General features: G+C 39.4%; 22 protein-coding genes. 11 read left to right on the top strand and 11 right to left on the bottom strand.

Annotated features, from left to right (window positions below):
* Nucleotides 1–26: 26 nt before the first annotated feature.
* Genes WG954_RS09505 through WG954_RS09515 form a run of 3 tightly spaced genes read right to left on the bottom strand, consistent with a single transcriptional unit; the run spans nt 27 to nt 1,957 of the window.
* Nucleotides 27–851 carry a sensor histidine kinase gene (locus WG954_RS09505; RefSeq protein WP_182804373.1) on the bottom strand — a complete coding sequence of 275 codons (825 nt, stop codon included), beginning with the start codon at nt 849–851 and terminating at the stop codon, nt 27–29.
* Nucleotides 852–884: 33 nt separating this feature from the next.
* Nucleotides 885–1,550, bottom strand: a complete 666-nt coding sequence (locus WG954_RS09510) for a hypothetical protein (protein WP_340435849.1) — start codon at nt 1,548–1,550, stop codon at nt 885–887.
* 59 nt (nt 1,551–1,609) lie between these two features.
* Nucleotides 1,610–1,957: a hypothetical protein gene (locus WG954_RS09515; RefSeq protein WP_340435851.1), complete on the bottom strand. Its 348-nt coding sequence runs from the start codon at nt 1,955–1,957 to the stop codon at nt 1,610–1,612.
* Between the two features lie 595 nt (nt 1,958–2,552).
* On the opposite strand from WG954_RS09515, the gene WG954_RS09520 reads away from it, so the two are divergent.
* The 4 genes from WG954_RS09520 (at nt 2,553) to WG954_RS09535 (ending at nt 6,278) form a co-directional block, all read left to right on the top strand.
* Nucleotides 2,553–3,212 carry a response regulator transcription factor gene (locus WG954_RS09520; RefSeq protein WP_182804379.1) on the top strand — a complete coding sequence of 220 codons (660 nt, stop codon included), beginning with the start codon at nt 2,553–2,555 and terminating at the stop codon, nt 3,210–3,212.
* A 109-nt stretch (nt 3,213–3,321) separates the two neighbouring features.
* The gene (locus tag WG954_RS09525) at nt 3,322–4,014 is read left to right on the top strand and encodes a response regulator (RefSeq protein ID WP_340435853.1); all 693 of its coding nucleotides are present in this window, start codon (nt 3,322–3,324) and stop codon (nt 4,012–4,014) included.
* Between the two features lie 77 nt (nt 4,015–4,091).
* Nucleotides 4,092–4,937 (top strand): aminotransferase class IV, encoded by an 846-nt coding sequence (locus WG954_RS09530; RefSeq protein WP_340435855.1) that lies wholly within the window; start codon nt 4,092–4,094, stop codon nt 4,935–4,937.
* 30 nt (nt 4,938–4,967) lie between these two features.
* A complete protein-coding gene (locus tag WG954_RS09535; RefSeq protein WP_340435856.1) occupies nt 4,968–6,278 on the top strand; it encodes a cryptochrome/photolyase family protein in 1,311 nt (436 codons plus the stop codon).
* A 1-nt stretch (nt 6,279) separates the two neighbouring features.
* Here the strand turns inward: WG954_RS09535 and WG954_RS09540 are convergent, their stop codons facing one another.
* Complete coding sequence (locus WG954_RS09540) at nt 6,280–7,098, bottom strand: 1,4-dihydroxy-6-naphtoate synthase (protein ID WP_340435858.1); 819 nt, start codon at nt 7,096–7,098, stop codon at nt 6,280–6,282.
* A 10-nt stretch (nt 7,099–7,108) separates the two neighbouring features.
* Nucleotides 7,109–7,765: a futalosine hydrolase gene (mqnB, locus tag WG954_RS09545; protein ID WP_340435859.1), complete on the bottom strand. Its 657-nt coding sequence runs from the start codon at nt 7,763–7,765 to the stop codon at nt 7,109–7,111.
* 97 nt (nt 7,766–7,862) lie between these two features.
* Between mqnB and WG954_RS09550 the strand changes: the two genes are divergently transcribed.
* From WG954_RS09550 to fabD, 4 genes are all read left to right on the top strand, one after another.
* On the top strand, nt 7,863–8,273 hold the full coding sequence (locus tag WG954_RS09550; protein ID WP_340435861.1) for a 6-pyruvoyl trahydropterin synthase family protein: 411 nt from the start codon (nt 7,863–7,865) through the stop codon (nt 8,271–8,273).
* Nucleotides 8,274–8,368: 95 nt separating this feature from the next.
* Nucleotides 8,369–8,782: a 6-pyruvoyl trahydropterin synthase family protein gene (locus tag WG954_RS09555; RefSeq protein ID WP_340435862.1), complete on the top strand. Its 414-nt coding sequence runs from the start codon at nt 8,369–8,371 to the stop codon at nt 8,780–8,782.
* Between the two features lie 84 nt (nt 8,783–8,866).
* Nucleotides 8,867–9,463: a GTP cyclohydrolase I FolE gene (folE, locus tag WG954_RS09560; RefSeq protein WP_340435864.1), complete on the top strand. Its 597-nt coding sequence runs from the start codon at nt 8,867–8,869 to the stop codon at nt 9,461–9,463.
* Nucleotides 9,464–9,540: 77 nt separating this feature from the next.
* Nucleotides 9,541–10,431 (top strand): ACP S-malonyltransferase, encoded by an 891-nt coding sequence (fabD, locus tag WG954_RS09565; RefSeq protein ID WP_340429012.1) that lies wholly within the window; start codon nt 9,541–9,543, stop codon nt 10,429–10,431.
* 75 nt (nt 10,432–10,506) lie between these two features.
* Here the strand turns inward: fabD and WG954_RS09570 are convergent, their stop codons facing one another.
* From WG954_RS09570 to WG954_RS09585, 4 genes are all read right to left on the bottom strand, one after another.
* On the bottom strand, nt 10,507–10,956 hold the full coding sequence (locus WG954_RS09570) for a GNAT family N-acetyltransferase (RefSeq protein ID WP_340435867.1): 450 nt from the start codon (nt 10,954–10,956) through the stop codon (nt 10,507–10,509).
* A gap of 58 nt (nt 10,957–11,014) precedes the next feature.
* A complete protein-coding gene (locus WG954_RS09575; protein ID WP_340435869.1) occupies nt 11,015–11,986 on the bottom strand; it encodes a YitT family protein in 972 nt (323 codons plus the stop codon).
* Nucleotides 11,987–12,136: 150 nt separating this feature from the next.
* Entirely contained in the window at nt 12,137–13,936 is a 1,800-nt protein-coding gene (locus WG954_RS09580) for a serine hydrolase (RefSeq protein WP_340435871.1), read from the bottom strand.
* A 53-nt stretch (nt 13,937–13,989) separates the two neighbouring features.
* On the bottom strand, nt 13,990–15,120 hold the full coding sequence (locus WG954_RS09585) for a trans-sulfuration enzyme family protein (protein WP_340435873.1): 1,131 nt from the start codon (nt 15,118–15,120) through the stop codon (nt 13,990–13,992).
* Nucleotides 15,121–15,226: 106 nt separating this feature from the next.
* Between WG954_RS09585 and WG954_RS09590 the strand changes: the two genes are divergently transcribed.
* Nucleotides 15,227–15,721, top strand: a complete 495-nt coding sequence (locus WG954_RS09590; protein ID WP_340435875.1) for a DinB family protein — start codon at nt 15,227–15,229, stop codon at nt 15,719–15,721.
* A gap of 56 nt (nt 15,722–15,777) precedes the next feature.
* On the opposite strand, the gene WG954_RS09595 is transcribed toward WG954_RS09590, so the two are convergent.
* On the bottom strand, nt 15,778–16,287 hold the full coding sequence (locus WG954_RS09595; protein WP_340435876.1) for a GrpB family protein: 510 nt from the start codon (nt 16,285–16,287) through the stop codon (nt 15,778–15,780).
* Between the two features lie 377 nt (nt 16,288–16,664).
* On the opposite strand from WG954_RS09595, the gene WG954_RS09600 reads away from it, so the two are divergent.
* Nucleotides 16,665–18,605, top strand: a complete 1,941-nt coding sequence (locus WG954_RS09600) for a Kelch repeat-containing protein (RefSeq protein WP_340435877.1) — start codon at nt 16,665–16,667, stop codon at nt 18,603–18,605.
* 75 nt (nt 18,606–18,680) lie between these two features.
* On the opposite strand, the gene WG954_RS09605 is transcribed toward WG954_RS09600, so the two are convergent.
* Entirely contained in the window at nt 18,681–19,682 is a 1,002-nt protein-coding gene (locus WG954_RS09605) for a beta-ketoacyl-ACP synthase III (protein WP_340435879.1), read from the bottom strand.
* 189 nt (nt 19,683–19,871) lie between these two features.
* On the opposite strand from WG954_RS09605, the gene ruvA reads away from it, so the two are divergent.
* Entirely contained in the window at nt 19,872–20,456 is a 585-nt protein-coding gene (ruvA, locus tag WG954_RS09610) for a Holliday junction branch migration protein RuvA (RefSeq protein WP_340435881.1), read from the top strand.
* Nucleotides 20,457–20,490 lie beyond the last annotated feature (34 nt).

Here is a 20,490-nt window from a genome sequence, read left to right on the forward strand (position 1 = left end):
GGTTGTAAAGTTAGTGTTTTCAGTTGTTATAACATCGCCTCAATCGGAATCTCAATGGTTACTTTAAAGTATGTGTTTGATGGGTCTTTTTCAAATAGAATTTTTGAATTCAATATCTTAACACGGCTATAGATGTTTTTCAAACCCATACCCTGTGGGGTATCTCTCAGTTTTTCATATTCTGTCTGTGTTAATCCTTCTCCATCGTGATGCATACGGATATAAATATATTGATCCGTCTTATTTTGAGTAAGATGAATAAAACTTGAATGGCTGTGTTTGATCGTATTATTCACCAGTTCCTGCAATACACGAAAGATGGATAATTCGTATTCAAGCTTCAAACGCCTTTTATAGTCATGAAACCTCGCACTTGCGCTGATTGATCCGCTTCCGTTGATCTTTTGAAACATGTCATTTACTGCACTCTCCAACCCAAAATTTTTCAATGTGGGGGGAATAAGGCTATGCGACATATTCCTGATCAATTGAATGGTATCATCAATGATTTGTTTTGCATTGTAGATACTCTGTAGCTGTGTTCCCTGATCTTGGTGAATAAGATTTTCATTAAGATATAAGCGAACTGTAGCTAAAAGCGGGCCAGCATCATCGTGCAGATCAGCGGCAATTCGTTGTCGTTCTTCTTCCTGGCTTTGTATAGAGGCTTGCAGCATCATCTGTTGTTGCTCTTCCTGCATTTTTTTCATACGTAATTGGAAATAGATCACTTTACGCTGATGAAAAACAATAAATACAATTAAGCCGATAGCCAGCAACAACATCCCGAATGTACCGAAGTACACAACATAGGTTACGTTGGTCGAATTTGTGGCTTGTAAAAAAAACATTTGTAGTGGCAGTGGTTTTGGTTAGTGTTTCGTTTAGGTTAGGGATAACTGACTGTCTGTTAAAGGCTGCTTATCCTGTTTTATGACAAAGGCAATTGAAAATAACAAATTCCTGATGATAAAAATCAAAGCATGTATAATGATATACTGGTTTTCAAAAACTTCCGACTGCTTAATGATGTTGTTATACCAAAATATAAAAAATGTACCTGCGGTAAACACCAGAAATCCTACAATTGACCAAAACGAACTTTGAGTATAGATGAACATCGTTTTTGGGAAACGTATTTGTTCAAAAAAATACAACAAACAAAAAAGGAGAATGAAGACTGTATTGACGGTTGTGACAATGGAAGTGATTGTCGATGTTGTTTCAAAAACGAAAGGAATGAACTGAAACGCAGCGTAAGCAATCGTACAAATCAACGTCAGCTTTTTATTCATGGGTCCAATCAATACTTGTTGGAAAAAGAAATAAATAAAAAGTAGGTAGGTTAAAGGATTAAAAAAACTGATTAATTGAACAACTTCAGGATGATTGGTTTTTGCGCCAATGACAAAAGTAGCCTGTTGTAAAATGGAGAATATAACGAATAAAAAAACTACCCAATTTTCTCTGCTTTGGCTTCGCTTACGAAGAAAAAAGAGAAAACAGGGTAGTAATAAAGAAAGTCTTGCTATAGTTTCTAAAAACTCCAAATACCAGTTTTGGAGTCAAATATAATGAAGTTTAAAGACTTGTTTAAACTCACTATAAATTACCAGCCAGCTGTTTTAAAAGTTTGATCACTCACCAATCCTTCCTCAGATTCCAATTCGCCGGTAACTTTTACAACATCGTAATTTAAGATTGGGTTCATGTTGCTGTCAACACCAACCAAAATAGCTTGACGGATACCTTGATCGTTGTAACCAGGAACAATTGTGATACCTGCACAACCAGGCTGAGCAAGGATCTTTTCGATCATTTCTCTTCCCATTGTGTTTGCATAATGCTGTTCAGGGTGTTTGTCGAAAAAACGTTTAGCCATTTCCTCGCCAGCCTCGAATCCGATGTGGCGTCCGATGGTTTCTACTTGTGGTTTTTGAAGTAATTCTTTTTGCATAGTTGTAGGTTTAAGAAGTGAAGTTTAAGACTCTAAATTTTCAAAATTTGAACGTCTATGCAAGTGCCTTCTATGTGAATAACTAGTAGAAAGTTTCATAAAATAAATTAAATCAATGATTTATATCTGATAATTCAGAAAATAAGTAAATAGACTGACGCAATATTACGATAGTTTTTGCGTAAAATTACTATTTAAAAAATGGGAAATTAACGTGATTTAAAAGAGTGGAAAGCGCAAGTAGTAGTACGGTGTGAAAAAAATGTGTATAAGTGAAAACACTTAGTAGTCGAACAATTTGCGGATTTTAAAAAAGGGGCTCGCCTTATAATACGGAACAAACAACGAATAACTGATTTTGGCAATGCAAATTCGTATATCTGAAACAAATGTACATTCTCTTAAATTAGCGTGCAAGCGTACTAGTAACCGTTCTTATTTAGTGGAGAATACCAACGGGAAAGCAAATTCACTACTTCCTTTTGCGTATCTTAATTGAAAATTTCGATGTTTAAACCCATTTTTGAATATAGTATTCTTTGAAGTATGAAAACTCTGGAGTATTTTGCAGAAACCTCAAAAACCACAATATCCCATGTCTGTCGATTCTAACATTAAGTTCGCCATAGCCGACGATCATAAAATTTTTCGTGATGGTATTAAAATGGCTCTTGGCGGCAGACCCCACCTCAAATTAATTTGGGAAGCTGAAGATGGCAAAGACATGATGCATAAGCTTACAATCAAAAAACCTGACATACTTTTAATGGACATCCGGATGCCTGAGCTAGATGGCATTAATGCCTTACAGCTGATCCGTAAGGAATATGAAGAGGTGAAAATTGTTGTACTTAGCATGTATGATGATCAGCAAATGGTGAGCAAAATGATGGAGATGGGGGCTAATGCATATCTTACTAAAACAACCGATCCCAATGAAATTTACGATGCTATCCTCACTTGCATGAACGAGGATTTTTATTTTAATGAGCTCGTTAATCAGGCTGTGTTACTGAAACTGAACTACAAAAAAACTGTAAAACAGTTTTATCCTAACTCAACCAAATTCTCCGAAAAGGAATTACAGATATTAAAATTGTTGTCAGAAGATAAAACTACAGAAGAGATATCGAAGATTGTTTTTCTCAGTCCACGTACGATTGAAACGATCAGGCAGAACATGAAAAACAGGGTAGGAGCCAAAACAATTGCTGGGCTCATTGTTTACGGAATGCGAAATCGATTGATCGAGTAATACCGTAAAAACCACAAATCTAAAGTCAGGTACTACTACCTGTAAAAATGACCAAAAAAAGTTTCAATTTGCACTCTGAACATGTATTCTGTCTTTTAACGTATATCCTATGTACACAATGAAAACCGTAAAACCAGCCGACTCAACAACTGACTTAATTAAAGTAGCTATCACAGACGATCACGTGCTGTACCGTGCCGGCGTTAAAACCGCATTGGGCATGAAAAAGGATATTCAGGTGATCTTTGAAGCCGATAACGGCATGCATCTGTTGAATATGCTTAAGTCTATTCAGCCAGACGTTATATTGCTCGACGTGCAAATGCCTATTATGGATGGCATTGCCACTCTCCCCGAAGTAAAAAAGTTGTATCCTGATATTAAGATCATTATGCTCACGATGCACGATGAGCATACCATGATCACACGTTTGATGGAGCTTGGGGCAAACTCGTATCTCACTAAGAATTCAGATAGTGAAGTGATCTATGAAGCGATCAAGACCTGTCATGAACAGGAATATTTCTTCAACACACTTACCAACAAAGCATTGATTGACGGTCTGAAAATGAAACGTCAGGGAGATGCCATGATGGGCCATGATGTGAAATTGAACGATAAGGAAATCAATATCCTACGTTTGATGTGTGAAGAAAAGAGCACGAAGGAAATTGCTGATATCGTTGATCTGAGTCCACGTACGGTAGAAGCCATTCGTGATAAACTCAAATCAAAAATTGGCGCAAGATCTACAGCCGGATTGATTCTCTATGCTGTAAAACATAATATTATCGAAGGATAAGATATTTTCAACCAAAACCAACCGCACAGGCGACACTGAAAAGTGTCGCCTCTTTTTTTATTCTACTTTCGCCGTGTATGTCACTTTATTATAGTCTTGATAAGAAGATTTTTGCCGATGGTGATTTGCGGATTCATCCCGATAACCGTTCCTTTCGTTATGGAGAAGGATTGTTTGAGACGATTCGTTTACACAAAGCAGAGATGCCTTTATGGGATTTGCATTGGAAACGCCTGATTGAATCGTTGCCTGAATTGTATTTTGAATTACCTCCGCATTTTAACGAAGCAGAGTTGAAGGAAGAGATTTTTCGTGTGGCAAAACGAAATAGCTGCTTGGATGCTGCGAGAGTGCGGATTACATTTTTTAAAGGTGAGGGGGGGATTTGGGAACGACCAACTTCTCCGTTTCATTTTTTAGTACAATGTTGGCCACTGGAGAAAAAGGAATTTAGCATGAATGAAAATGGATTGGACATTGGTTTGTTTGAAGGCGGAAGAAAATCATGCGATATCTTTTCCAATCTTAAAACTAATAACTACCTGCTGTATGCGTTGGCTGCACAATATGCAAAAGCTGAAAAGCTAAATGAATGTTTGGTGCTCAACCAGCATGGCCGGGTATGCGATGCTACTATAGCTAATGTTTTTTTCAGTAAAAATGGTATCATTTATACTCCACAACTAGAAGAAGGGTGTATCAATGGTGTGATGCGTCGTCACCTGCTTGAACAACTTCGTAAAGCAGGATTCCAGGTAAAAGAAGGTGCTTATTTGCCCGATGAAATTGCAACCGCCGATGAAATTTTTCTTACGAATGCTATGTACGGTTTGCGATGGGTAAAACTATGGGGCGATAGAACCTACCAATTTCAGCAATCAGCAACTATTTTCAATCGATTCATTTCTCCTTTATTCCCGTAAACATTCTGCGGGCGCAATCGTTATACAGACATGGCAAAACAGAAAGTGAATATCTGCTGGTTCAGGAGGGATCTTCGGTTACATGATAATGCAGCTTTGTATCATGCATTAAAAGACGGCTTGCCTGTGGTACCTGTATTTGTTTTCGATAAATCTATCCTTGATCAGCTGGAGGATAAAAACGACCGACGTGTTGAGTTTATTCATCATGTTATTTCTGATATGCAACAGCAATTGCAAAGCATGGGCAGCAGCATGGATGTGTATTATGGTTTTCCTGCAGAGATCTTTCAAAAGTTGCTGGAGAAATATTCAATCAATAAAGTATTCACCAATCACGATTATGAGCCGTATGCTCAAAAAAGAGATGCTGTTGTTCAGCATCAATTAAATAATGCAGATGTTTCGTTTCATACATTCAAAGACCAGGTGATTTTTGAAAAAAATGAAGTGCTAAAAGATGACGGCAAACCCTATACTGTCTTTACTCCTTACAGCCGCAAATGGAAAGCAAAACTCAATGACTTTTATTTGAAGAGTTATCCTGTAGAGAAATATGCAACTAACTTTTTCAAACAAACGCCAGTAACCATTCCTTCATTAAAACAAATGGGTTTTTTAGCAGTTGACTTGCCATTTCCATCTGCAGAAACAAGAAAAGAAATCATTAAAAAATATAAAGAGCAAAGAGATTTTCCTGCTATCGATGGAACGAGCAGGTTGAGTGTGCATTTACGTTTTGGAACAATCAGCATTCGTGAACTTGCAAGAGAAACAAAAGAATTAAGCGAAGGGTTTCTAAATGAACTGATCTGGCGTGATTTCTATCATATGATCCTTTGGCATTTTCCACAAGTGGGAGAAGGTAAGTCATTCAAGAAAGAGTATGATTTTATTGAATGGCGTCACGATGAAAAAGATTTTCAGAAGTGGTGCGATGGGCAAACAGGTTATCCTATTGTTGATGCAGGGATGCGTGAACTCAACGCTACCGGTTTCATGCATAATCGTGTAAGGATGATCGTTGCATCATTTCTCACCAAGCATTTACTACTCGATTGGCGATGGGGTGAAGCTTATTTCGCAAAAAAGTTATTGGACTTTGATATGGCTGCCAACAACGGTGGTTGGCAATGGGCCGCAGGAAGTGGTTGCGATGCAGCTCCTTATTTCCGCATCTTCAATCCGTATTTGCAAACACAAAAATTCGATCCTAAACTGGAGTATATACGAAAGTGGGTACCTGAGTTTGAAGGTTTTGATTATGTTAAACCGATCGTACAGCATGAACTTGCACGTAAACGTTGCCTGGAGGTTTACAGTAAAGCTTTGAAGAAATAGATCATGAATGTTGTGTGGCCGTTTGCAGCATTTGCTCAACTGCCTGCATACCATCTTCACCCAAATCAAGCGAGTAATTATTTACATACAGATCAATGTGCTGGCGCATCACCTCTTCACTCATCTCCTGTGAATGTTGTTTTACGTAATCTGTTATGAGCGGATAATTGCTGAAAGCATACTCCAAACTTTTACGGATCAATCGATCAACTTTATTTTGCAGATGAGCATCAATTCGTGGATGTGCTACAATACCACCTAAGGGGATAGGATAGCCGGTTGTTGTTTCCCAATATTCACCAAGATCCGTCAGTTTATGCAATCCTTTCTGCTGATAAGTGAAACGGTTTTCATGAATGATCACACCCATATCAACTCTACCACTCAAAACAGCTTCTTCAATTTCATGAAACACCATGAACTGTTTTTGTTTTGCATTGGGAAATGCTTGTGAAAACAGAAAATGAGCTGTGGTATTTGTGCCGGGTATTGCAATGGTTGAATCATTCACCAATTGCTGAAGCTCTTCAATCTTCGTACTTGGTACTTCGTGTTTCGTAATTAAAAGAGGTCCTACACCTTTGCCCAATGCACCGCCGCTTTTTAATAAATTATACTGATGACGAATAAGTGGATAAACACCGTAGCTGATCTTTGAAAAATCAAGTTTGCCTTGCTTTGCCCATTCATTCAACGTTTGCACATCTTCCAACTGCACATCGAACGATAATCCTTCCGTATCAATTTTTCCATTCACCAACGCATCAAAGATAAACGTGTCGTTGGGACAGGGCGAAAAGCCAAGTGTATAAGTGGTCATGAATTACTTTTTATAAACTTTCAACCAATCGTATCAATTCTTTGTTCAAATTTTGCACCGCTTCTTTCAACTTCCACTTCTGTTTGTTGCGTTCGCCCACATAATTTGAAATACTTCTGATCTGCACAAACGGAATATTTTCTTTCATACAAACGAGATGGAGTGCAGCACCTTCCATGTTCTCGATCTTTGCTTTGTATTTTGTTTGATAAAGTTCAGCTGTTTTTTTGGCAGATGTAATTTGATTCACCGTAACACTTCCAACCAACGGCAGTTTTGTTCGTTCCATCAACACTGTAAACGGGTTCACCAATCTTTTCTGTTTGAAAGGAAATTCATTTGCAGCCAGCAGTTTCAGATCAAACACATCTTTATACCCATCTTTTTCCTGCACACCTAAATCGGCTAAGGCTTCTTGCTTTACTGCAATTACATCGCCCAAATTCAATGATCGGTCAAACGCTCCTGAAATACCGGCCATGATAACGATATCGGGCTTTTTTACTTGTAAATGCTTCATCAACGCATAGGTAGTATTGATGGAGCCAACTCCGGTAACAAGAAAATCGAGCTGTAAATCGATATAGTCCAGCTTGTTGGTGGTGCGGCAATGTTGAATAAAGGGCTTGATTTCCAATACGGTGGCTGAAACAACTAAACAATTCATGCAGCAAATTTCGGGAAGAATAAAACAAATGAGGGAATAACATCAAAATGCAGCATTCTTATTACCTTTGCCGCCCAACAATTTGAAGGGTTCGGTAATGGTTTACTTAACAAGATTAGAACATTTTAATGCGGCGCATAAACTCTACAATCCTAATTGGAGCCAGGAGAAAAATGAAGCCATGTTTGGTAAATGTGCCAACGAGAACTGGCATGGGCATAACTATGATCTGTTTGTTACTATTAAAGGCCAGGTAAATGAAGACACAGGTTTTTTGTTTGATGTAAAGAAACTTAGTGAGCTTATTAAAATTCATGTGCTTGAAAAACTCGATCACAAAAACCTTAACATGGATGTAGATTTCATGCAGGGAAAAATGTGTTCTACCGAAAACCTGGCAAAAGCCATCTGGCAACAACTGCACCCACACCTGCCTGCTGAAGTATTGCTCCACTGTATTAAACTCTACGAAACGCCCCGCATTTACGTTGAATATTTTGGAGAATAAACCTTTTGCGGCGTACCTTGTTATAGTTCTTCACTCGCCTGCAAGGTGCTTTTATGAAAGTTCATGGCAGGTAAAATGTAATCAGGTTTTCCGTCATGCAAAAAAAAGTATCCGTCTTTCGTCACGAACATTTTAACGCTGCCCATCGTTTATACAATCCGGAATGGACAAACGAACGGAACGATTCAGTGTTTGGCAAATGCAACAATCCTTCTTTTCATGGCCATAACTACGAACTTGTAGTGAAAATTACAGGTGTGCCAGATAAAGACACCGGTTATGTGATGGATCTGAAAGTATTGAGTGACTTGATAAGAAATGAAATTATTGAACGTTTCGATCATAAAAATCTGAACCTCGATACTGTTGAATTTAAAAACCTGAATCCAACAGCAGAGAACATAGCAGTCGTAATTTATGATTTGTTGCGACCACTTATTGATGAAGACAAGGAATTGCAGATTCGTTTGTACGAAACACCAAGAAATTTTGTAGAATATCCGGCATAATTGATCATATATAAATGTTAAGTGAAAATAGAAGAAGAGTATTCAACTTCAGATTTTCAGATTTTCAAATTTTCAAATTGAATCATGGCTTATAAAAAGACAGAACAATACGAAGAAAAGGTTACTTCAGGATTGATAGAAAGCTACAGGAATGCTTTGGATCTATTAGGTGAAGATCCTGAAAGGGAAGGGTTACTAAAAACACCGGAACGTGTTGCGAAAGCAATGCAGTACATGACACAGGGCTACCAAATGGATGCAAAAGCAATTCTTGAAAGCGCCAAATTTCATGAAGAGGTGAGTGAGATGGTGATTGTAAAAGATATTGAGTTGTACAGCATGTGCGAACATCATATGTTGCCCTTCTTTGGGAAGGCACATATTGCTTATATCCCGAATGGCTATATTACTGGGTTGAGCAAACTCGCAAGAGTGGTGGATGTATATAGCCGCCGTTTGCAGGTGCAGGAGCGATTGACCACACAGATACTTGAAGCAATTAAAGAATCGTTGAATCCAATGGGCGTGGCCGTGGTAGTTGAAGCGCAACATTTATGTATGATGATGCGTGGTGTGCAGAAGCAGAACTCTGTTACGACAACTTCTGCTTTTTCAGGCGAATTTCAAAAACAGGCAACAAGAAGTGAGTTCCTGAAACTGATCTCAGGTAAGTTCAATTAATTTTCTTTTTTTGATAGTGGAAGTCTGTTGTAATTATTGCAACAGACTTCTTTATTTTTGGCCATTAAATTATTTATATGAAGCATGCGTTTGTATTTCCGGGCCAGGGTTCTCAGTTTAGTGGAATGGGAAAGAATTTGTATGATGCGGGAGTATCGGCCCAAAGATTGTTTGAATTAGCCAATGAAATTTTAGGTTTCCGTATTTCTGATATCATGTTCAATGGAACAGATGAAGATCTGAAGCAAACGAACGTAACACAGCCAGCTGTTTTTTTGCATTCAGCGATTGCTTATAAAACCATTGAATCAGCAAAGCCGGATATGGTTGCAGGACATTCATTAGGTGAGTTCAGTGCATTAGTAGCGAACGGTGTATTGAGTTTTGAAGATGCGTTACAATTGGTGAGCGTTCGTGCAACTGCTATGCAGAAAGCCTGTGAGTTGAACCCCTCAACCATGGCTGCAGTGCTTGCGTTGGCTGACGAAAAAGTAGAAGAAGTGTGTAAGCAAGTGCAGGAAGAAACAGGAGAAGTTGTTGTGCCAGCGAATTACAACTGTCCCGGACAGTTAGTGATTAGCGGTTCATTAAAAGGAATTGACATTGCCTGTGAACGAATGAAAGCAGCCGGTGCAAAACGTGCATTGGTATTACCGGTTGGTGGTGCGTTTCATAGCCCGCTGATGGAGCCTGCACGTGAAGAATTAAAAGCAAAAATTGAAAGCACCAATTTTTATACACCGCAATGCGCCATTTACCAAAACGTAGTTGCAAAAGCTGTGCTGGATAAAGATGAGATCAAACAAAATTTAATTGATCAATTGACTGGTGCTGTACGTTGGACACAAAGCGTGCAATCAATGATCGCCGATGGTGCAAGTAAGTTTACAGAAGTTGGTCCGGGTAAAGTATTACAAGGCTTGGTGCAAAAGATCAATAAGGAAATGGTTGTGGAAGGAGTGAATTAAGTCAATGTACGAGGTAAGAAGTACGATGTACGATAAAAGAAAGAGGCCGCAACTTGTTGCGGCCTCTTTCTTTGGCTAAACGGGTATGCTGCAATTGATCCACTCCGGATCAAAGTTGCTGTTATACTTTTTATAGAAATTAATCGCAGGCTCATTCCATTCCAATACTTGCCACACAATGCCGCTGAACTTTTTCTCTTTTGCTTCAACAATGAGTTGATCGAATAATAATTTGCCAATGCCTTTTCCTCTTGCCTGTTCGGTTACAAGAATATCTTCTAAATACATGCGTTGACCTTTCCATGTAGAGTAGCGGATATAGTACAACGCAAAGCCAAGCACAAGATCATTTTCTTCTGCTACAAATGCCCACCAAACAGGATTGGGTCCAAAACCGCTGTCAACAAAATGTTCTAACGTAACGGTTACTTCTTCCGGCGCTTTTTCATAAAGCGCTAGCTCGTTCACGAGTTCTAATAAACGTGGACAATCTTCTTTTACTGCTCGGCGGATAATGATCGGCATGACTATTATAAAAAATTAGAAAACAAATGTAAGAATTGATTGTTGAGTAAAGCCTTCATCAATGTTTCAATGGCCTTTTTTTGATCATACCACCTTTAGTATCTTTAACACTACTCATCACTACAAAAGCAAAAGGGTCGATTTTCTGAATTTCGGTATTGAGCTTATTTAATTCCAATCGAGTAACAACAGTGTAAATAATATCAATATCTCTTGTTTCACCTTTTTTGCCAAAGCCACGTTTGCCATTGTAAACAGTTACACCCCGGCCAAGCATATTAATGATCATCTCCCTTATTTCGTCATTATGCGATGAGATGATGCTTACGCCTGTATATTCTTCAATACCTTCTACAATAAAATCAAGTGTTTTGGATGCAGCGAGATAAGTAACGAGTGAGTACATCGCAATATCAATCGAAAGGAAATAAGCTGCAGTAGAAAAGATGAGCACATTAATGAGGATAATAATATCGCCAATGGTTGTACCAAGTTTTCTGCTGAGAAAAATCGCCAATACTTCAGTACCGTCAATAACAGCACCACCTCTTATTGACAAGCCAATGCCTGCACCTAAAAAGAATCCCCCGAAACCCGCAACCAATATATTATCGTTAGTTACGTTTGGGAAATGAACAGTTGCAACCACCAGTGCAAGTCCTGAAATGGCCATGGCTGTCTTAATGGCAAAATTCCTGTTCATCACAATGTAAGCAAGAATGATAAATGGAATGTTTACTGCAATGAGTAAAATATATAGTGGAACCTGGGTTAGTGCTGATATCAGCAATGAAATACCTGTGGCACCTCCATCAATAAACTGATTGGTTAACAAAAAACCTTTGAAGCCAAATGCTGCAGAAAAAATACCAGCTATGATCAGCATAGCATCTTTCATTTGCCTGAATGTGTTGATCTTTAGTTCACGATAACCGGAGGCCAATTGAAACTTGCTGAAATCCTGCCCTCCTTCTTTTTGTTTTTTTCTCAGCGTGGTGCTGATAACGATCCTTTTTAGAATTTTGTTCATGTGCCAGTTTTAAAGAATGAGCCGGGTGAATGCTAAAATAACCCAGCTGTAGCAGGAATCCAAAACAATAAGGTCACTCGGATGATTGCATGAATAAAAAAAACCGGATGCAGTTGCATTATCCGGTTTAATGATACAATTAAAGGGTTGTTATTTTTTTCTGGTTGCTTTAAATGTTCCGTTCGGTTGAATGAAATATAATGCTGTTACTTCACCTGCATCATTCTTTTCAAACCTAACACTGAACCCGCTGATAGCTTTAAAATTGAACAGATCTTTTTTTACAGGGATCATTTCATAATCTGGTTGACCGGGTACCAACACCATCAACGTTTTGTCACCTTTGAGATATGCTTTCACAATCGTTGGCCCGGGTAATTCATATTCGCCAACATACTTCTCCAGGTCTGCTTTGCTTACGTCAATTGTTTCTACTTTCTTTCTAAATTCAATTTCCTTTACACCAGTTTGCAATGGTAACGAAAGCGATTCAATCTCACCTTTTATATTAATATTGAATTGCCCCTTCAGTGCATCATCTTCATCGGCATCAGCACCATCAGCAACCGGAATAAAATTAAAATAGTTGTAATGATAATGCTTCACCTTAAATGTTAAGGCATTGAATTTCGCAACAAGTGAATCTTTTTGCTGCTCAATTGTTAAGCTGCCATAACCTTCATTCGTAAAAGTGCCTGTATAATCTGTGATAGCATGTGTAGGTCTTGTGCCCATTTTGCGTTGCGTGCTGTCTGCTTTCAGTTTTTCTTTTGCAGCGGCTTTTGCTTTATCTGCAGCCACTTTTTGCGTACGATGCCAGTCTTTGTATTTTAAACCTAATAAACGATCAGCAATCGTATTGCGGATAATACCCGGGATCGGAGATCCGTTTTGATTAACTGAAACAAAAATGCCAATGCTATCGGTTGGGTAGAAGGATGTGCTGCTGCTGAAACCATCAATATTACCACCATGATCAACACGATAATGACCACGATAGTTTGCAAGAAACCATGCAAAACCATAATTGCTGAAGAATACATCAGGTTGTTCTTTACTTGGTAAACCTGCACCAATCACCATTTGAGAACTGATGGCCTGGTTATAATAAGCTGCAGGTAAAATTTCTTTTCCATTGAACTTTCCGCCGTTCACCCACATCATTACCCAATTCGCCATATCTTTTGCATTGGAGTTGATTGCGCCGGCAGGACCAATGCCATCAATGTTCATGAATTTCATTCTTGTCACTACTCCATCTTTCTCATTGTAACCAAATGAATAATCGGGTGCTTTTACGTGATCATTCATTGATGTATTTGAGGACATCATGTTCAGCGGTGTAAAGAGGTGTTCTCTTACCAATGCATCCCAACTCTTTCCACTTAATTTTTCTGCCAATACACCTTGGGTTACGAACATAAAGTTGTTGTATTGCCATGCTCTGCGCAGCGGCGCAGTTTTTTCAAAATAGCGAATGATGTAGACCAAACTATCTCTCTTTGTACTTGAACCATACCATGCAAGATCATGCCGTGGTAAACCTGTACGATGACTCATCATATCTCTTGCAGTAACGTTGTTGTTTAACTCATCATCGATAAAACGCAACTCAGGGAGGTATTGCGTCACTGGTTTATCAAGATCAAGCTTTCCATCTTTCATCGGGAATGCAAGAAGTGAGGATGTGAATGCTTTTGTACAGCTACCAATGGCGAATAATGTGTTTTCAGTAACGGGTACTTTGTTTTCGTAATCTTTATAACCAAAACCTTTTGCAAGGATCACTTTGTTCTTTTCAACCACAGCAACAGTTACACCTGCAGCACTCCATTCTTTTAAAATACGATTGATAAATGTGTCAAGACCAGCTAAGCGTTTGTCAGTTGTTTGTGCACTTGCCGATTGCAGCATTAATACTGCAATGCAGAGAAAGAACATTTTTTTCATTTGAGATGTTTTGGTTTTGTGTTTCGTTTGCACGGTTTATAACCGCCAGTCGATTATGATAAAGAATTTAAAGCCTGTTCAAAATCATTGATCAGATCCTTCACATCTTCAATGCCAACAGAAATACGCAGTAAGTTATCAGATGTCGGTGAAAGATCACCTTCAATTGATTTGCGGTGCTCAATTAAACTTTCTACACCACCCAGACTTGTTGCATGGGTAAACAGTTGTAATTTATCTGCTAGTTTCAACGCTGCTGAACGATCACCTTTTACAAGAATTGAAAGCATACCACCAAAACCATTCTGCATTTGCTTTGCTGCAACGGCATGTTGAGGATGTGATGGAAGACCTGGGTACAACACACGTTCAATTTTTGGATGTACTTCTAAGTATTGTGCCAGTTGCATTGCATTGTTCGAATGAATAGGCATACGTGCAACAAAAGTTGTCAGACTTCTGCACAGTAACCAGCAATCGTAAGGCGATGGAACTGCACCGCCAAGTTTCTGAAATGCACGGATGCGTTCATAGCGTTCATTTGTTTCTTTAAAGATCAACGCACCGCCAAGAATATCACTATGTCCGCCTAAATATTTTGTAGTGGAATGTAAAGAAATGTCAACGCCAAGATCAGTTGGTCTTGTATAAAATGGAGTAGCCCATGTATTATCGGCAACAGTAAAGCAATTATGTTTTTTTGCAATGGCAACAACAACGGCAATATCTGTTATTTTCAATGAAGGGTTTGATGGTGATTCCATCCAGATAAGTTTCGTGCTTGGTTTTATCGCTTGCTCAATAGCTGCATGATCAGTCATATCCACCAGCGTGTAGGATAAACCGAAGCCTCCAAACATTGCATCAAGAATAGTTCGGATTGAGAAATAGGTATCATCTGGCAAAATAATATGATCACCTGTTTTCAAACTCTGAAATACGTTTGTCGCTGCTGCAAGCCCCGATGCGAAACTTACACACGCTGCAGCATTCTCCATCTTCGCCAGTTTCTGTTCCAGCGAATGGCGGTTAGGGTTGTCATACCTTGAATAAAAGAAACCACCTGGGTAACTGATGCCATCTTCTCCACGTTCGAATGTGGTTGACAAAATAATTGGCGACATGACAGCTCCGCTTCCATCTTTAATATTGTCTTCGTGTATAATGCGTGTTGAAAATTCCATATGCCTCTATATTGTGTATGCGTGGATAAATGTACGTAATCTGTGCTTTGCGATTTGACATGCAGATGATATATTCATTAATTTGAGGAGTAAAATCAATACTGATATGAAAGAATTACTATCAGCTTATGCTGCATATAACCGTTGGGCTTATCAAACGCTTACAGATGCGATCCTTAAAATGGATGAGCATCTGCATCAGCAGATCGTTAAAAGCAGTTTCCCGAATTTGTATGCAACTGTTCTTCATCTGTGGGATGCGGAAAGTATTTGGTGGCAACGCATGGAAGGGCATCAGCAAATGGTGATACCCAGCAAACAATTCAATCCAACAATGAAAGAAGCGATAAACGGTTTGTTGCAACAAGCAGGAGAATGGGAACGGTTTGTCAGCACCACCACAGATGAAAATCTGCAGCGGGAGTTTTATTATAAGAACATGAAAGGCGAATCATTTCGTTCAGCAGTTTGGCAGATCACTCATCATTTGTTTAATCATGGCACTTACCATCGTGGTCAATTAGTGACGATGATGCGGGAGTTGGGGGTTACAGAAATTCCTGCAACCGATTTTATACATTGGTATCGCACAAGAGTTTGATGAACTTCTGAGCAAACTAAGGTTTATACTACAAGGCAGCTTTTGTAAGAACCTGTTCAATCCTGTTCAATAAATGGTCGTGCTTTTTCTTCTTTCAACTGTGCATAGAGTTTTTGATTGTGATCGACCTCTTGTGCAAGGCTCAACTTCAGTTGCTGGTACTCGTTTCTTGCATCTTCATTCGTACGCAAATAATTTCTGAATAGAAGATGTCGTTTTAATTCTTCGCTGTGAGCCGGGCAAACGTAAAGGTGGTGTGTAACGCTGTCTAATACAGTATGCTTGGTTGATTCGTTAGCTCGTTTAAAAACATCTCTGTTCATTATGCCTTGGTTGCCGTTGTGATAATAACCGATACTTTCTAACCTGTTTTTGATTGTATTAAAATCGGTATTATTTTCGAAAATGATGTCAATATCTATAATTGGTTTTGCTGCAAGGCCGGGAACAGCTGTGCTGCCGATGTGTTCAATTAAAACCAGGACATCCGACAAAGCTTCAGCAAGTATTGTTTTGATTGCCTGAAAATTGAAAGCCCAGGTTGCTATATAGTCCTGTATGAGCATAGATTAATTAGTATGATACAAAGATACTTTTGCCCCGAATTGCCATAAAAGGTGATCGGCATGTTTAAAAGCAATCAATCCTACTAGGTCTTTTGTCATTGGGCCAAAGAAAAGAGGGATAAAGTTGGCATTATTGTAAACAGCAAATTGTTCAATATTATTGATCTGTTTTTGTATGCAGGTTCAAATCTAAATTTAGCTCAGTGGTTTTCAGCAACTGACTTTTTGGTAACAACGTTTCCGGGATCTGCTAATCTAAAACTTAATTTTAAAGAAAGATAATGATTTGACCGCCTCGGTGTGCACTTGCTTCCTTGCTCTTAAAATTGTATGTTTATTCGATGAAGGGCGGGTTCTTTTTCTCAATCATTGTAATTATGTGGGTTTTGGTATTGCCGGTTGCCTGCAAGCCGGAATATTCCTGCGAAAATTGCAAAGGAGAGAATCAGCCGCCAATCGCTAAAGCCGGCTCTGATAAAACGATCAAATTGCCAAACGACAGTACCTTGCTCGATGGAAGTGCTTCTACTGATCCTGATGGTAGAATAACAGAATGGTTATGGAAAAAAATTGCAGGCCCGTCTTCGTTTTCAATAAAAGACACAACAGCAAGTAAAACCCTCGTAAATAAATTAGTTCCCGGTGTATATAGTTTTGAATTGAAAGTGGTGGATAATGAAGGACTGTTTGCCAAAGACACTGTGAAAATTCTTGTTGACAGTGCGACAGCACCTAACAGACCTCCTGTTGCAAGAGCAGGACAAGATCAAACCATTACATTGCCTGTAAATAAGACATTGCTTGATGGAAGTGGTTCAACTGATCCTGACAATAATATTATTGGCTACGCCTGGAGAAAAATTGCCGGTCCGCCGAATTCTGTTTTTTCAGATCCTGTTGCAATTAAAGCGGAAGCATTAGATCTTACCAATGGCGTTTACCAGTTTGAGTTAACGGTTACTGATGCTGACGGATTATTTTCTACAGATACGATTCAAGTGACTGTAAACATCTCACCAAATAAATCTCCCATCTCAGAAGCAGGCAATGATTTCACAATCACTTATAATCTGCAAACCTGCAGTATGGAACCATCTTCAATTACATTAGATGGAAAATTATCGAGAGACCCGGATGGAACGATAGTATCCTATCAATGGTCTGTAGTATTTGCAGAAAGCTCTACTGCATCAATCACTAATCCTGCTGCATCAACCACAACCGTTACCGGTCTCGTGCCGGGTTCGTATGGATTTCGATTAAGAGTTGCTGATAATGATGGTGCGTTTGATGATGATACGATTGTTGTGAATACTGTGTACAGCAACAGGCCGTTGATCAACGCCCGTCTTATTCCAATTGGAACGTTGAATGATCCCAGAAAAATAAGTGTAGTAGCTGCAGTTGGTAATAAAATAATTTTTGCTGGCGGCTCATCTGTTCCTTCTGGTCCGGGACCTAGCTTTTCTTCATCAGTTGATATTTATGATATAACCACAAATTCATGGAGTAGAGAAAATTTAAGCCAGGCAAGATCAGGTATGACGGTTGCTACTATGGGGACTAAAGTTTTTTTTGCAGGAGGCACTGGCATGCTTCCATCCGGTAGCGTCGGATTAACATCACGTGTTGATATTTACGATGCAGCAGCAGGCACTTGGGCTACCATGGAAATGCCTCATGCAGATGGCTTATTGTCTTCGTTAGCTTCAGGAAATAAACTAGTAATAGTTGGAGGTAATTTTGCTGATATATATGATACCCGAAGTAGAACATGGAAAACAATAAACTTCGGCCAGCCACGCTATTTAATTACTGCAACCAATGTAAAAGGTAAATTTTATTTTGCCGGAGGTGTTACCAATAAATCAACACTAACGCCAACTTCAAGAATTGATATTTATGATCCGGTTACTGATTCATGGTCTGTTTCTCAACTAAGTAAGCCTAAGTATGGTATGTCTGGGTTACTTGCAAGAAATTTGATTTGGGCGGGAGGTATGGTTTCAGGAAACACATCAAACGAAGTTGAGATGCTTGATGCGTTTTCAAATGCAATTTCGTTTTCCTGTTTGTTTCAACCTAATTCTTTTTCAGCATTTAGTTCTGGTTCGTTAAATGGTAAAGCTGTGTTTTTTGTAGCGAATGGCAAAGCAAAAAACAAGTTCGATATCTATGATCCGCTTACGAATATTTGGTCAATCGGTGTTTTGGATCAACCCATAACAGCGCCAATTATTATTTCAGCTAATGGTAGTATTTATGTTGCCGGTAGTAGTGATGCTTATCAAAGGCAGGTATGGAAATTGGAGTTTTAATTGATAGAATTAATAGGCACAAACAAAAAAGCGGTTGCTTTCACAACCGCTTCTAATATGTTTTCAGTTCTTGTATTATTTGCCATCGTACGCCCACTTGATCCACGTAGCACCCCATGTAAAACCACCGCCAAATGCAGCAAGCACAATATTATCACCTTTCTTTAATTGACTTTCCCACTCCCACAAACAGAGAGGAATAGTGCCGGCAGTGGTGTTGCCAAATTTTTGAATATTGATCATCACTTTTTCTTTTGCCAAACCCATTCGTTCTGCAGTAGCATCAATAATACGCAGGTTGGCTTGGTGTGGCACCAGCCATGCAATGTCATCGCCTGTTAAATTATTACGCTCCAACAAATCTGCACTAACATCGGCCATGCCTTTTACGGCAAACTTAAACACGGTTTTTCCTTCCTGGTAAGCAAAGTGTTCACGGTTGGCAACAGTTTCCATCGTTGCCGGACGAAGACTGCCGCCAGCTTTCATGTTCAGAAAATTTCTGCCTGCACCATCACTTTTTAAAATACTATCCAGTACACCGTAACCATCTTCATTTGGTTCAAGCAACACACAAGCTGCACCATCACCAAATATTACACAGGTGTTACGGTCTGTATAATCAATTATAGCACTCATCTTATCTGCACCCACAACAACAACTTTCTTATAACGGCCGCTTTCGATATATGAGGCGCCGGTAGTAAGTGAGAAAAGAAATCCGCTGCAAGCTGCACTCAAATCAAAGCCCCATGCATTTACAGCGCCAATCTTATCGCATACCACATTAGCAGTTGAAGGGAATACCATATCAGGAGTAACTGTACCCACGATCATACAATCGATTTCTGAGGGGTCAATGCCACGCTTTTTGCAAAGGTCTAGTACAGCAGGAACGATCATATCGGAAGTAGCAAGTCCTTCGCCTTTCAAAATCCGGCGTTCAGAAATGCCGGTACGGGTGCGGATCCATTCGTCGTTGGTATCAACCATTTTCTCTAAATCAAAATTGGTAAGCCGGTCTTCAGGAACCCAGCCGGCAACAGCTGTAATCGCCGCAGTGATTTTTTTGCTCATTTATGGTTTGTATTTAAGGAGATGCGGGCATAGGCCCGCTTAACAGGGTGCAAATATAAGACTTGGTTGGCAAGCAGTTGTTTGGGAACAGAAAGGGTGAACGGCCGGCGACCTTCGGCAGGTAAAGCGAAATCAATCTTTATCTTACCAAGGTTGACAACCCTTTCCAAAAAACTCTATTTTCGTTTCATGTTTGCATACCTCAAAGGAGCGTTTACCCTCAAAACCCCAACTGTTGTTCACATTGATGTTCATGGTGTTGGCTATGAAGTACAAGTGAGCCTGAACACTTATTCCAAAATTCAATCGTTGAATGAAGGCACTTTATTCACTCACTTGCTTGTGAGAGAAGACGCCCATATTCTGTACGGCTTCTACGACAGGCATGAAAAAGACGTTTTTTTGCACCTCCTTAGCGTGAGTGGGGTTGGAGCATCCACAGCCCGCATGATGCTGTCTTCGCTCCAGGCCGATGAAGTAGTGAGGGCTATTCTTTCCGGTAATGAAGGACTTTTAGAAAGCGTAAAAGGCATCGGAAAAAAGACTGCTCAGCGCATTGTTTTGGAACTGCGGGATAAATTAGCCAAGAGCCCCGTGGAAGCGAATATTTCTACGCTGAATCACAATAGTTTAGAGCTTGATGCGTTAACTGCTATGACCGCTTTAGGCATAGCCCGAAATGCAGCAGAGTCAGCCATCAAAAAAGCCCGGCAAAACAGTACGGAGTTTACCGAGGTTCAGGAACTGATAAAAGCAGCGTTGAAGTGCCTTTAGCCAATACAAAACTTATTTGCTTATAGACCTTGAC

It is taken from the genome of Lacibacter sp. H375, assembly GCF_037892425.1.
Classification (GTDB): Bacteria; Bacteroidota; Bacteroidia; order Chitinophagales; family Chitinophagaceae; genus Lacibacter.